We start from the raw sequence: 14430 nt of genomic DNA, 5'->3' as shown, positions 1-14430 counted from the left end.
GATTAGTCGCCAAAATACTCGGCGCTGTTGTTTTCGGTTTCGTAAAGTTTAACCGAATGTAAAAACACACCCTCGTGCGCTTCTATCGGCTGTTTTAGCTGGTTAAATATCTCAATACAAAGCAACTCGGTTGATGCCATTTTGCCACGCATAAATTCAACATCCAGGTTGATATTTTTATGATCAAGCTTTTCGATCACGTAATCGTTAATAATTACCTTCAGATCTTTCAGATCGATGAGATAGCCGGTTGCATGTGTTACATGGCCCCTAACGGTAACAAACAAATTGTAGTTATGCCCGTGCCAGTTTGGATTGGCACATTTTCCAAAAACTTCCAGGTTTTTTTCAGGGCTCCATTCGTCGCGATACATTTTGTGTGCCGCGTTAAAATGTTCCTTGCGTGTAATGTAAATCATCATAACAATTGTAGGTGCAAACTTACATAAAATATTTGCCTGTAAGTTTGTGCTAAAAATCATTAAGCTGTAAAAAACCCGGCGATAGTTTTACCTTAGTGTTTATTAACCATGCAGATATTAATTGTTGCCGCTACAGCGGATGAAATAAAACCTTTAACCGATCATTTTGGCAATAACGTGCCTTTTGCTGTTTTAATTACCGGTGTGGGCATGGTGGCCACAGCTTTTGCATTAGGCAGGCATTTAGCCAATAACCGGTACGATCTGGCCATCAACTTAGGCATAGCCGGTAGCTTTGACCGCACTATTGCCCTGGGCGATGTGGTAGAAATTACCGAAGACCGTATGGCCGAACTGGGCGCACAGGATGATGAGCAATTTATCCCGATAGAAACCCTGGGCTTTGGCGAAAGCTGTTTTAATGCTACCAATGCCATTACCCAATTAAAGCAGGTGAAGGCTATTACGGTAAACACGGTGCACGGGCACCAGGATAGCATAGCTAAAATAAGCCACCGGCTACAGCCGCAATTAGAGAGTATGGAAGGTGCGGCATTTTTTTATGCGTGTAAACAGGCTGGTGTGGCGTGTGCGCAGATCAGGGCTGTGTCAAATTACGTTGAAAAACGCAACCGCGATGCCTGGAAGATAGGGCCGGCCATTAAAAATCTGAATACATTTGCTGTTGACTTGCTGCAACAACTGGCAAGCTGCAATAAATAATTCGCCTTATGAAACTCACCCTCGGCTTTTCGCCCTGCCCTAACGATACCTTTATTTTCGATGCGCTTATCCACCATAAAATTGACACCGAAGGTTTAGAGTTCGAGGTTTTTTTTGATGATGTGGAAACCCTGAACCAAAAAGCTTTTAATGGCGTGCTGGATGTGACCAAGCTCAGCTACCATGCCTTTGCTTACGTGGTTGATCAGTACGCTCTGCTCGACTCAGGCAGCGCACTCGGCTTTGGCGTTGGTCCGATGCTGATCTATAAAGACGATTTATCAAGATTTACTAATCCTGCAAATTCTGTAACGTTTGTTGGCAATTCTGGGTCGAGTGTAAAAACTGATATGACACCTGTACTGTCGAAGCTCAAAATTGGTATTCCAGGTAAATACACTACTGCTAATTTTTTATTGGGTTTGTTTTTGCCTGATGCTGAAAATAAGATCGAAATGAGGTTTAATGAAATAGAAACCTCGTTGATTGAAGGAAAAATTGATTTGGGCCTCATCATCCACGAAAACCGCTTTACCTACCAGGATAAAGGTTTACATAAGCTTATCGACCTGGGCGATTACTGGGAAAAACAAACAGGTTGTGCCATACCGCTGGGGGGTATTGTGGTTAACCGCAAATTACCGGTGGATATACAATTAAAAATTAACCGGGTGCTGCGTCGTTCGGTAGAGTATGCCTTTGCCAACCCAAAATCGGGGTTGGATTTTATCCGTCAGCACTCGCAGGAAATGAGCGAAGAGGTGATGTACAAACACATCCACCTGTATGTTAACCAATATTCCGTCGACCTGGGCACCGAAGGCCGCAAAGCTATTAACCTGTTGTTCGAAAAAGCCCGGCAGAATGAGGTTATCCCACCAATTACACAACAAATATTTTTGACCGTGTAATCCCGTCTTAAAATAAAAAAGGTTGCAGTAACCAGCTGCAACCAAACCAAATTAAACTAAATAATGTATACACCTTTATACGTAAGGCTTGCATTTTTTGTTCTGTAAAAGTAAAAATGCAAACGTATAATTATCTGACTGGCCTTTATGCAATTGGTTTAATTGACCGATAAAATATTTCTTAATTCCATTATCAATATTTATTTTTCGGCCCAAATAACCCTAAATGAAAAAAACTGTCACTCTTCTCTGCTTTTTAGCCGCTTCTTATACTGGCTTTGCCCAGCTGCAAAAAATAACCTACGGCAAAGTTGACCTTGCCGATATGGAGCTCAAACAATGTGATTTTGAAAAAGACGCTAATGCGCTGGTATTATATGATAAAGGCGATGTTTATTATGATGATCGCCTTAACCTTTTTATGGACAGGATAACCCGCATTAAAATATTTAATGATAAAGGAAAAGACGAAGCTAACATCCGTATACCTTATTATGCATTTTACAGCAGCGGCGGCACGCGCGAAACAATAACAGCGATACAGGCGGAAACCATAAACGAGGTGAACGGAAAAGCCGAGATCACTAAGCTTGACTCGAAGCTGATCTACAACCAGGTGATTGATAAAGTTGAAAAAGCAATTGTATTTACCTTTCCCAATGTTAAACCGGGCTCGATAATTGAATTTAAATACCGCTGGCAAACAAACCGGTATGCGGATGTGCCCGACTGGTATTTTCAAAATCATATCCCGGTAAAATACAGCGAATACACGACCGAAATACCCGATTGGTTTTATTTTAAAAACCAAACCAAAGGTTATATACCGTATACTTATAATAAATCCGAAGCCGGAAACGCAAAAGTGGTCGGCTCGTATACTATACTCACCGACAGGCAAACCAGGGTGATGGATTCGATACCTTCACTGGTGGAAGAGCCCTTTATGCGATCAAAAGCAGATAACCTGGCTTGCGTATTATTAGAGCTGGTATCGGTAAAGCCCGAAGGCGATTTTGTACATAGCATACCCGACAGCTGGCCTAAGGTTGGCGGTGCACTTGCCGATGACGAGGATTTTGGCGATCAGCTTAAAAAGAAATTGAAAGGCGAGGAAGAGATAATTGCTAAAGCCAAAACCCTGCATACCGACGATGAGAAGATAGCCTATATTTTTAACACCGTTAAAACCCGTATGAAATGGAATGAGATCGATCGTTGGTATACTAGCGACGGGACACCCAAAGCATGGGAAAAACAAACAGGCAATGCAACCGAGATTAATATTATAGTATATCATTTGTTAAAAAGCTCGGGCGTAAAAGCGTTTCCAATGGTTGTTAGCACGCGCGACCATGGCATGGTAAACCCGGTATATCCTTACTTGTCGCAATTTAACCGCGCGGTAACGTATATACCGGTTGATAGTACACATTACTATTTGCTGGATGCCAGCAATAAGTATAACAGCTATAATGAAACACCAAGTAATCTTTTAAATTCAACGGGATTATACATTAGCAAAGAAGATAAGGTGTATGATACTTTTTACCTGACCAAAGAGACGCCGGCCAGGCAAACAATAATGATCACAGCCGAAATTAAACCGGAAGGGAAAATGGAGGGAGCTGCAGAAATAAGCAGCACAAGCTATTTTAAACAAAAGATCACCGAAAAATATAAAAAAGACGGGGAAGAAAAATATACCTCATTTTTAAAAGATAACGATAACAATCTTACCGTTGCCGATTTGAAACTGGAAAACCTGGATGTTGACACCTTGCCGCTGAGCCAGAAATTACATTTTAAACTGGCACTTACCGGATCGGACGGCGATTATATTTACTTCAATCCAAACCTGTTCAGCGAACTTAAAAGCAATCCCTTTTTAAGCGAGACACGATCAACCAATATCGATTTTGGTTACCTGAGCAGTTACTCTATCAATGGCTCGTACAAAATACCGGCCGGGTACAAAATTGACGCATTACCGAAAAGTTTAACGCTGGTAATGCCCGATCAGAGCATGACCTTCCGGAGGATAGTGGCAGAGCAGGATGGCGCCATCATTGTAAGGTACACCATCAATTGCAAAAAAACGATCTTTTTAAAAGAGCAGTACCCGGAGTTTCACAACTTTTATAAAAAGATGAACGAGATGCTCAATGAACAAATTGTATTGAAGAAAGGCTGATGCGTTACAACTTGATCAACCGCGCGGCAATGTTTTTGCTGCCGGTTTTTGTTTGTGCTTTAACTACATATGGGCAGGATAAGAACATCCCCGCCGACTTATATAAAGCATCCACCATCCCCGACTCACTAAAAAAGGATGCCAACTCTGTTGTGCGGTATAATTATGAAGATGTTACGGTTAAAGCAGCCGGAAAAGCTTTAGTCAAAACGCATTCTATAGTAACTATACTTAACGAAAAAGCCAAAGACGAAGCTATAATAGATGTTTTTTACAGCAAATACGTAAGTGCCAGCGCTGTAGAGATGATTGTTTATGACGCTGATGGCAAAGTGATCAAAAAGTATCACAAAGGCGATCTGTACGACCGCGCAATAGGTGCTGATGCAAGTACACTGATTACGGATTACCGCGCTATGGGCGCACAACATACTATTGTGAGTTATCCGGTAACCATCGAAAAAACAACCGGGATTGAATTAAACGGATATCTCGATCTGCACGAATGGGTTATACAACTACCGGAAATTGCTGTTCAAAATACAGGTTACCGTATTGCTGTCAACCCGACAATCGGCTTTAGATATAAAACTAAGAACACCAACCTCGCTCCTCAAAAAACAGTCGAAAACGGCTTGGACATCTACACCTGGCAAGCAAAAAACCTGAAGGCTTATAAACTGGAAGACGATGCTATTGAGTGGCAAACAATACCCAAAATATCATTTGCAACTAATGTATTTGAATATGGAGGTATATCGGGAGATATCAGCACATGGCAAAATTACGGAAAATGGCAATTGGGCGTAAATGCTGATGTATGCTCTTTAACACCGGCCAGGGAAGAAGAGATACGGCAAATGACAGCAGATATAAAAACTGACAAAGAAAAGGTAAAGTTTTTATACCAATATATGCAGCATAATATGCGATATGTAAATGTTGTGCTGGGGATGGGTGGATTAAAACCATCACCGGCTACGTTTGTGGATCAAAAAAAATATGGCGACTGTAAGGGGCTGTCTAATTACATGACCGCCTTACTTAAGGCAGTGAATATACCAGCCTATTTTTCATACGTCAATTCCGGAACAAACGCCGAGCCGGCAGATACAGATTTTCCGTTCGATAGGTTTGACCATATTATTGTTTGTGTGCCCTTAAAAGGCGATACCACCTGGCTTGAATGCACCAGTAATACACAGCAATTTGGTAAATTAGGTACTTTTACCGAAAACCGGAACGCCTTGCTTATAACCCCCGATGGCGGTAAACTGGTTAATACCCCGCGCAGTACCATAGCCGATAACCAGCTTAAAAGCGATGTGCATATTACACTGGCTGCGGATGGCAGCGCAAAAGCCGATATTAAAATAAACACAAGCGGCGAATATCGCGCAATGTACCTGAATTTACAGCACTATAAACTGGATGAACAAAAACAGGCGCTGATAAGAACCCTGCACATGAAACAGCCTATAGTGTTTGATATTCAACCCGGTGACGACAAGGATGGCATTAACCAGCTTAATTTAAGCATGGAGTACGACCGCTTTTTTGACCTTGCAGCAGGCAATAAGCAGTTTTACCGGCCACGGGTGTTTGATATCTGGCAACTTACCTTGCCACCGCTCGAAAAGCGTAAAACCGATTATTACTTTGAGCACCCGATGGGCAAAACCTGTGTTACCACGATCGATCTGCCACAGGGTTTTGAAGTGGAAACCTTACCGACCAACGCGAATTTAAAATTCAGTTATGGCGATTTCAGTCTGAGTTACACTTATGATGCTGCCAAAAACCAGGTGATAAGCACCAGTACATTTAATTTAACCAATTACGTTATCCCCGCTGCAAAATATACCGAAATGCAGCAGTATATGGATGATATCGCCAAAGCGCAAAATAAAAAACTGGTAATACGTAAGAAGGCTTAATTTTGCCTGATGATCTTCAGGCTTGATGAACGCTTAATTTTTCCGGATCCGGCTTTGGCCGAAGAGGACGGCCTGCTGGCTATTGAGGGCGATCTATCTGCCGAAAGGCTGATACTGGCTTATCAAAACGGCATCTTCCCCTGGTACAGCGAAGACGAACCCATTTTGTGGTTTTCGCCCCACGAACGGTTCGTGCTTTACCCGGATGAACTGCGCATCAGCAAAAGCATGCGGCAGGTGATGCGGTCGGATAGATTTAAAGTAACCTTTAACCAATGCTTTGCCGATGTAATTAAAGCTTGCGCCGGTACCAAACGCAAAGGGCAGGACGGTACCTGGATAACCGGTGAAATGCAACAAGCTTATATCCGTTTGCACCAATCAGGCATTGCCCATTCTGTTGAAGTTTGGCAGGATGATGCTTTAGCTGGCGGTTTGTATGGCGTGGAAGTAGGCCAGGTTTTTTGCGGCGAAAGTATGTTTAGTAAGGTAAGCAACGCTTCAAAACTGGCCTTGACCACCTTATGTCAAACGGGTAAATACCAAATGATAGATTGCCAACTGCATACCGAACATTTAGAATCAATGGGAGCTCGAATGATACCTCGCGACGCGTATATGGTGGCGTTAAAACAGTAATATCTATATTTCAAGCTTCGGGTTTGGCTTTATTCCCTCCCTTGGGAGGGGTGCGTTGGACCATGATGTGGCAGGGAGGGGTTAATTCGTCATACTCGATGGATAGACCCCTCCCTACACCCTCCCGAGGGAGGGAATCGCACTTGTCCACGCTCATAAAACACATTACTTGCTTCTTATGTTTTTATTCCCCCTTAAGGGGGTTAGGGGGCTAAAGATACCATCGCCTTAATCACCCCATTTACCGGATCGAGCCAGCTGGCAAAATCGCTTTTAACCTGGTCAAAATCAACACGGTGGGTAATGTAATTCGTCGGGTCAACCAAACCTTTTTTCATCGAGGCAATCACATGCTCAAAATCGGCGCGGGTTGCGTTGCGGCTGCTCATCAACGTTGCTTCGCGTTTATGAAACTCCGGATGGCTAAAGCTGATCTCGCCTTTTTGTAATCCTACCAAAACATATCTGGCACCGTGCGCCATGTAAGCAAAAGCATTGGTGATGGCTTTCAGGCTGCCGGTGGCATCAATTACCACGGTTGGGTAATCGCTATTGGTAATGCGTTTGAGCTCCTCATCCACATTTTGCGTTAGCGGGTTAATGGTATGGTGTACCTTGAGTTTGTTTTTGCAAAAATCTAAACGGTTTTCGTTAATATCCATGGCAATAACCTGTGCGCCGGCAATACGGGCAAACTCCATAATACCTAAACCGATAGGTCCCGCGCCAACAACCAGCACAAATTCGCCGGGTTGTACATCGGCACGGCGAACGCCATGCGCACCTATAGCCAAAGGCTCAACCAATGCCAGTTCGTCGGTACTTAAACCTTCGCCATGTATTAATGAGTACGACGGAACGGAAACGTATTCGCTCATGCCGCCATCAATATGTACACCAAACACCTTAATATGGGTACAACAGTTGGGCTTACCCGAACGGCAGGCGATGCATGTTCCGCAATTAAAGTAAGGGATAAAAGTTACCGCTTCGCCTTTGGTAAAGCCCGGCGCATCGTCAAAATCTACCAGTTCGCCGCCTAACTCGTGGCCTAAAATACGCGGGTACGAAAAAAAAGGCTGCGTACCTTCAAAGGCGTGCAGATCGGTGCCGCAAATGCCTATTTTTTTTATTTTAATGATAGCATGTCCGGGTGTTAATTCGGGCTTTGTACCTTGCTGGTATTCAAAGCTTCCCGGGGTGGTGCATACTAATGTTTTCATTATGTGTTAACTTAACAATTATTAAAAAAGAGAAAGGTCATCCCGAACTTGTTTCGGGATCCCTCATGCAAAGTTTGCGCCTTGCAATTCCGCTTGTCCTGTGAGATGCTGAAACAAGTTCAGCATGACATAAATGGTGTATTATGCGTTCGCCAGTGCCCTGTCTAAATGCACATAACCCCCATCCACATGGATGATCTGGCCGGTGGTGTGGCTTGATCGTTCTGACAATAAGAAAGCTGTTGCGTTAGCTATTTCTTCGGCGGTGGTCATGCGGTTCTCTAAAGGTATTTTCGAAGTTATTTCCTTTAGTTTTTCTTCCGCGTTAGCCAAACCACTTATCCAGGTATCGTAAGCAGGCGTCCAGCATTCGGCTACAACTATCGCGTTTACGCGGATGCCGTATTTCAGCAGTTCAACGGCCCACTCGCGGGTTAAGGCGTTACGGCCGCCGTTAGCTGCGGCATATGCCGAAGTATTACCCTGGCCGGTCTCGGCGGTTTTTGAGGTGATGTTCAGGATAGAGCCTTTCGATTTTTTTAATTCCGGCAACGCATAATGTGCCATCAGGTAATAATGCACCACGTTTTTATGCAGTGATGCCATAAAAGCTTCGTAAGTACCATTCTCCAGGCCAACACCATCGTTAACACCGGCATTGTTCACCAGGCCATCAATCCTGCCAAAGTGAGCAATCACAGCGTCAACTGCTTTTTTGCATTCATTCGGGTCGGATAGTTCGGCGGCAACCTGGAAGGCTTTTCCGCCGGCAGCTACAATAGCCGATACTACAGCTTCGTTATCGTTGGCTTTGCGGCCAACAATTACCGGTATAGCGCCTTCTCCGGCTAATACTTTGCTGATGCCTTCGCCGATACCCTTGGCTCCGCCGGTTACTATAATTACTTTATCGTTTAGTTGTAAGTTCATGTGGTTGGTTTTAGCAGATGTTTATTTAATATCATAAAAATTAACGGCGTTTTCGCCCCAGAAAACCGATTGCTCGCTTAACGACAAGGTTGACGTATATTGCGTAACGATGCCGGCCATGGCGTTGTACGATGCGGCCACCTGGCAAACCGGCCAGTCGGACCCGAACATTACTTTTTCAACCCCGAAGGCTTCAAAAACTACATCAAGATAAGGTTCAAAATCATCGGTCTTCCAGTTTTTCCAGTCGGCTTCGGTTACCATGCCCGATACTTTGCACCAAACATTATCCAATTCGGCAATGGCGCGCATTTCCTTCGCCCAGTCGGCTACCTTGCGGTTTTTAATATCGGGCTTGGCAATATGGTCGATCACAAATTTCTGATCAGGGAAAGCATTTACAAACCCGGGCACGTACTGTAGTTGATCTGGAAAAATTAAAATATCATAGGTAAACCCATGTTTTTTTAATTTGCCGATGCCGTTCATAAACTCAGGCTTCAGCATCAGGGCGCGATCTTCCTCGCCCTGTAAAACATGACGAAAACCCTTCATGTTTTCAAACTGGCTGTAATACTCCAGGCGCTCTTCGATGTTTTGGGCGCGAAGGTCAACCCAGCCAACAACACCCTTGATAAAATCGTTTTCGCTGGCCAGCTCTAATAAAAAGCTGTTTTGCGTTTCTGATTGATCGGCCTGTACGGCGATGCACCCGTCGATATGATTTTGCTGTAAGATGGGCTGCAGATCGGCAGGCAAAAAATCCCGCTGAATGACTGCCATATCATCAGTTATCCAGCTATCTCTAACCGGGTCAAATATCCAGAAATGCTGGTGTGCATCAATGCGCATACGCTTTTAAGGTTTGTTTTGAGGTACCCAAGCCATCAATACCCAGTTCAACAACATCGCCGGCTTTTAAATAGATCGGCGGTTTAAAGCCCAGACCAACACCGGCAGGCGTACCTGTTGATATCACATCGCCGGGCAGCAAGGTCATAAACTGGCTGATATACGAAATTAAGAAAGGTATTTTAAAGATGAAGTTGGAAGTATTGCCATCCTGCATTTTTTGGCCGTTAACGGTTAACCATAAACGCAGGTTGTTTACATCTTTAATTTCATCGGCAGTAGCCAAAACAGGGCCCAGCGGCGCGAATGTATCGCAGCCTTTACCTTTATCCCAGGTGCCGCCACGCTCTATCTGGAACTCGCGCTCCGAAACATCGTTGTGCAATACGTAACCAGCAATGTAATTTTCGGCATCGGCTTCGCTCACATAGGTAGCTTTTTTGCCGATAACTACAGCTATCTCCACTTCCCAATCGGTTTTTACCGAATTTTTAGGGATAATGATATCATCATTCGGGCCAACCAAAGCGGTGGTGCTTTTCATAAAAATGATCGGCTCGGCAGGTGTTGCTGCTCCGGTTTCTTTAGCGTGATCGGCATAGTTTAAGCCGATGCAAACAATTTTTGACGGCCGTGCTATCGGGCTGCCCAGACGAGTTCCGGCAGGAATTTCGTTCAGCTTACCTACATTCTGATCTAAAAATGTCTTCAAGCGATCAAGTCCGCCCGTTTCAAAAAAGCGTTCATTATAATCTTCGCCCAACGCCGAAGTATCAAAATATTTTCCATCCAGTTCAACACCTGTTTTCTCCTGGTTCAGTTGTCCGTATCGTATAAGTTTCATATCCCTCCTAACTCCCCTAAAGGGGAGAGTTTTTTTAATTGTTATTATTTGTCCCGCCGTGTGTTCCCCCTTCAGGGGGTTAGGGGGTTAATTATTTAATTTTATAAATCCGCCATCAATATGGTAATCACAACCGGTGATGAATGATGCTTCGTCTGAGCAAAGGTATAATATCAGGTTGGCAATTTCTTCGGGATTACCCATGCGGCCGATAGGTTGCGATTTGGATAGTTTATCAAACATTTCGGCTTCCTTGCCGGGATAGTTTTTGGCGATAAAGCCATCCACAAAGGGCGTATGCACCCTTGCCGGGGATATCGAGTTGCAGCGGATGCCATCGTGAACATAATCGCGGGCTACGGATAAGGTCATCCCGTGAACGGCTCCTTTGGTCATCGAATAAGCAAACCTGTCTGCAATACCTACCACCGCGCCAATAGATGACATGTTGAGGATAGCACCCTTGCCACGGCTCTTCATTAATGGCAAGGCCGCATGCAGGCAGTTGTAAACGCCCTTAACGTTGATATTGAACAGGCGCACAAAATCTTCTTCGCTGGTGGTATCGGCTTTGCCTACGTGGGCCACTCCGGCATTGTTCACCAAAATATCGATAGTTTGGATGTGATCGAACACAGCGCTTACCTGCTGCTGGTTGCTCACATCGCAGGCATGCGCGTAGGCAATGCCGCCGGCAGCTTTAATTTCGTCGACCACGTGCTGGCCGTTCTCCAGGTTCAATTCAATAATGTGCACCGCAGCACCCTGACGTGCAAAAACAGTGGCCACAGCTTTACCTATCCCACTGCCGCCACCCGTAACTACTGCTGTTTTTCCTTTTAGATCTAACATAAACCTTTAATTGTAATTTAACTCTGTGCGCTCTGTGCATTCTTCGTGCTCTTTGTGGTTAAGTTTTTACCACAAAGTTCACAGAGGCAAAAACACAGAGAAAAATGAGCCTTTATTTTTCGTTTAATTTTATAGTTGAAAAATCTTGTCCATAAACACCCACTTTTCGCCGGGTTTGGCGCCGGGTATGGCCTGCTGATATTTCCACATCAGCTGCTCCCATTCCTGTACTTTGGGGTTTGCCGCGTCCATGGCGCCTTTGCGTTCAAAGCTAAAGGTATCATTGGTTTCCATGATCATAAAAAGGCGATCACCAAAACGGTAGATCTCCATATTGTTAATGCCTGAATCCTTAATACTGGCAATAATTTCGGGCCATACGTTACGATGGTATTGCTCGTATTCGGCAATTAAAGCCGGGTCGTTAACCAGGTCGAGCGCTAAGCAGTATTTGTTCATATTCTTCTTATCCTAAATTGCCTGGGTCCAGGGCTGTTTCTACTTCGGTTTTGTTAACCACTTTGTATCCTGAAAAACCAAATATCGCTATGATCACGAAACAGATCAGGGGTATAATGTAACCATTCTGTATATTGCCCGTCGCATCACTTATTATACCAAAAAAGCGAGGAACGATAGCTCCGCCAACTATCGACATGATTAATAAACTGCTGCCATATTCGGTATCGCCACCCAGATCTTTAATGCCTAACGCAAATATGGTTGGGAACATGATCGACATAAAGAAACATATGCCGATGGCGTTATAAATAGTGATCATGCCGTGCCCCATTATAGCGATCACACACAGTCCTATATTGATCACCGCATAAACTGCCAGCAAAAGATTGGCTTTGATAAAACGCATTAAAACTGTTCCTAAAATTCGTCCGGCTAAAAAGGCCATTCCGCAGAAAAAAGCCCAATCGCCTGCAGCATGCTCCGTTATACCGGCTGCCTTTGGCGCGTATAACAGAAACAGGCTAAATACCGAAACCTGTGCACCCACGTAGAAAAACTGCGCTATTACCGACCATGTTAAATGCTTATGCTTGAATGCGTGAAATATACTTTCGCTTTTTTCGGTGGTTGTTTCCTCCTGGATTTTTGGAAGTTTAGTAAGCGAAAAGGCAACCGCAATAACAACCAATGCTGCACCTAAGATGATATAAGGTGTTTTTACTGATGATGCTTCTGCGGCTAATGCTGCCTTACGTGCAGCATCGGTCATGGTTTTAAGCTGGTCATCCGTGAGGCCTTTTGTCAAAATAATACGAACACCAACCGCAGGAGCTATCGCTGCAGCCAATCCGTTAAATGATTGTGCTAAATTTAATCTGAACGTACCGGTTTCCGGTGAACCTAAAACCGTAGCATACGGATTGGCCGCTGTTTCAAGAGTTGCTAAACCACACGCGATAATAAACAAAGCGATCAGGAAGAAAGCATATGATTGCGTATTAGCTGCAGGCACAAATAAAAATGCACCAAACGCAAAAGTTAGCAAGCCGGCGATGATCCCTATTTTATAGCCAAAACGCTTCATGATCATACCCGCCGGGATAGCCATGATGAAATAAGCTCCGAAAACAGCCGAATCGACCAAAGTTGCCTGTACGGTTGTGAGTGTGAATGACCTTTTTAAGTGCGGTATTAATACAGGATCGAGGTTATGGGCAAATCCCCATAAAAAGAATAAGGACGTGACGAGTATAAAGGCAAAGGTCTGGCTGTTCTTTTTTTCCATTGGTTTAGGTAGATAATTGTCGCTAAGTGGTTTAAAAAAATTAACTATTGATAATTGGTATTACAAAGAAAGAATGTTTTGCGGTAGATTAACTTTTTTGATTTGTCTAATTAATAAACTATTTTGGCATATAATTAACAACTTTATTCATAGCTAACGAATTTATAGTTTAATGAAGCCACAGCTGCTTAAAGTTAATAATGCACCTGCGCACTCGTTCAGCGTGCGGCAGGATATTTACCCGTATATCAACAACTTATGGCACTATCACCCCGAGGTTGAGCTGATCCAGATCAATAAGGGGAGCGGTACACAATTTGTGGGCGATAATATCAGGCGGTTTTCGCCCGGCGATATTGTGCTTATCGGATCGCAGCTGCCACATTACTGGCGGTATGACGACGCCTATTTTAAACCCGATACCACTTTAATGGCCGATGCGGCGGTGATCCATTTTGCCGAGAACTTTTGGGGCGAGCAGTTTATGAGCCTGCCCGAAAGCAAACCCATTAAAACCTTGTTAGAAAAAGCCCGGCGGGGCATCCATATCCAGGGCCAAACGGCTAAGGCGGCGGGCCTGCTGATCCGCAAAATGATGAACAGCGATGGTATGCAGCGCATTATTGTGCTGATGAAGCTGCTGTCGGTTATGGCGGCGAGCGAGGATCTGGTCTTCCTGTCGTCCATCGGCTTTAGCCACGATCTGAACGATATGGAGAACGAGCGCATTAACGCCATTTACGAATATTCGCTGGCCAACTTTAGGCGCAAGATACAGCTGAGCGAGATTGCCGATGTTGCCCGGATAAGCGAAAACTCGTTTTGCCGTTATTTTAAATCGCGCACACGCAAAACCTACTCGCAGTTTTTAATTGAGATAAGGGTGGGTGATGCCTGTAAAATGCTGATCGAAAACCGGTTAAGCATTAAGCAGATCTGTTTTGAATGCGGCTTTCAAAACCTGGTGGGCTTTCATAAATATTTTAAACTGATCACCGGGAAAAGTCCGTTGAGTTATCAGCGGGAGTATAATAAGGTGGCGTAGCTGGAAAAAGCCGACTCACAAATTTCGCATCTGAAAATTGCCTGCTTCGCAGTCGCTTGCCTCTGGCGAGTGGCGACTATTAATGCTGCCTCTGGCAGCTACACTTGCCGG

The 14430-nt window shown here is 44.3% G+C and carries 14 protein-coding genes; 6 read left to right on the top strand and 8 right to left on the bottom strand.

All coding sequences use genetic code 11. The features are described 5' to 3' along the window. Nucleotides 1-2: 2 nt before the first annotated feature. Entirely contained in the window at nucleotides 3-419 is a 417-nt protein-coding gene (locus ACFGVR_RS07090; protein WP_448703032.1) for a 6-pyruvoyl trahydropterin synthase family protein, read from the bottom strand. 111 nt (nucleotides 420-530) lie between these two features. Between ACFGVR_RS07090 and mqnB the strand changes: the two genes are divergently transcribed. From mqnB to aat, 5 genes are all read left to right on the top strand, one after another. Beyond that, nucleotides 531-1145: a futalosine hydrolase gene (mqnB, locus tag ACFGVR_RS07085; protein ID WP_448702033.1), complete on the top strand. Its 615-nt coding sequence runs from the start codon at nucleotides 531-533 to the stop codon at nucleotides 1143-1145. Nucleotides 1146-1153: 8 nt separating this feature from the next. Beyond that, a complete protein-coding gene (locus ACFGVR_RS07080; RefSeq protein WP_448702032.1) occupies nucleotides 1154-2056 on the top strand; it encodes a menaquinone biosynthesis family protein in 903 nt (300 codons plus the stop codon). Nucleotides 2057-2282: 226 nt separating this feature from the next. Then, nucleotides 2283-4250, top strand: coding sequence for a DUF3857 domain-containing protein (locus tag ACFGVR_RS07075; RefSeq protein WP_448702031.1), 1968 nt, complete (start codon nucleotides 2283-2285; stop codon nucleotides 4248-4250). Then, nucleotides 4250-6187, top strand: a complete 1938-nt coding sequence (locus ACFGVR_RS07070) for a DUF3857 domain-containing protein (protein WP_448702030.1) — start codon at nucleotides 4250-4252, stop codon at nucleotides 6185-6187. The genes ACFGVR_RS07075 and ACFGVR_RS07070 overlap by 1 nt, the downstream gene beginning before the upstream one ends. Before the next feature lie 9 nt (nucleotides 6188-6196). Next, entirely contained in the window at nucleotides 6197-6826 is a 630-nt protein-coding gene (aat, locus tag ACFGVR_RS07065) for a leucyl/phenylalanyl-tRNA--protein transferase (RefSeq protein ID WP_448702029.1), read from the top strand. A 203-nt stretch (nucleotides 6827-7029) separates the two neighbouring features. Here aat and ACFGVR_RS07060 read toward each other — a convergent pair whose 3' ends face one another. The 7 genes from ACFGVR_RS07060 to fucP all read right to left on the bottom strand — a co-directional run bounded on the left by ACFGVR_RS07060 (nucleotide 7030) and on the right by fucP (nucleotide 13274). Beyond that, a complete protein-coding gene (locus tag ACFGVR_RS07060) occupies nucleotides 7030-8049 on the bottom strand; it encodes a zinc-binding alcohol dehydrogenase family protein (RefSeq protein WP_448702027.1) in 1020 nt (339 codons plus the stop codon). 141 nt (nucleotides 8050-8190) lie between these two features. Next, entirely contained in the window at nucleotides 8191-8979 is a 789-nt protein-coding gene (locus tag ACFGVR_RS07055) for an SDR family oxidoreductase (protein WP_448702026.1), read from the bottom strand. A 21-nt stretch (nucleotides 8980-9000) separates the two neighbouring features. Beyond that, complete coding sequence (locus ACFGVR_RS07050; RefSeq protein WP_448702025.1) at nucleotides 9001-9831, bottom strand: amidohydrolase family protein; 831 nt, start codon at nucleotides 9829-9831, stop codon at nucleotides 9001-9003. Then, the gene (locus ACFGVR_RS07045) at nucleotides 9821-10675 is read right to left on the bottom strand and encodes a fumarylacetoacetate hydrolase family protein (protein ID WP_448702024.1); all 855 of its coding nucleotides are present in this window, start codon (nucleotides 10673-10675) and stop codon (nucleotides 9821-9823) included. Before ACFGVR_RS07045 ends, ACFGVR_RS07050 begins: the two co-directional genes overlap by 11 nt. Nucleotides 10676-10762: 87 nt before the next feature. Next, complete coding sequence (locus tag ACFGVR_RS07040) at nucleotides 10763-11527, bottom strand: SDR family NAD(P)-dependent oxidoreductase (RefSeq protein ID WP_448702023.1); 765 nt, start codon at nucleotides 11525-11527, stop codon at nucleotides 10763-10765. Nucleotides 11528-11656: 129 nt separating this feature from the next. Beyond that, nucleotides 11657-11986 (bottom strand): L-rhamnose mutarotase, encoded by a 330-nt coding sequence (locus ACFGVR_RS07035; protein WP_448702022.1) that lies wholly within the window; start codon nucleotides 11984-11986, stop codon nucleotides 11657-11659. A 7-nt stretch (nucleotides 11987-11993) separates the two neighbouring features. After that, nucleotides 11994-13274, bottom strand: a complete 1281-nt coding sequence (fucP, locus tag ACFGVR_RS07030; protein ID WP_448702021.1) for an L-fucose:H+ symporter permease — start codon at nucleotides 13272-13274, stop codon at nucleotides 11994-11996. A 172-nt stretch (nucleotides 13275-13446) separates the two neighbouring features. On the opposite strand from fucP, the gene ACFGVR_RS07025 reads away from it, so the two are divergent. Next, nucleotides 13447-14319 carry an AraC family transcriptional regulator gene (locus ACFGVR_RS07025; protein WP_448702020.1) on the top strand — a complete coding sequence of 291 codons (873 nt, stop codon included), beginning with the start codon at nucleotides 13447-13449 and terminating at the stop codon, nucleotides 14317-14319. Nucleotides 14320-14430 lie beyond the last annotated feature (111 nt).

The sequence above is a fragment of the Mucilaginibacter aureus genome, from assembly GCF_053514885.1.
The sequence above is the reverse complement of the archived record's forward strand: the minus strand, read 5'-3'. Positions and strand labels throughout refer to the sequence as shown.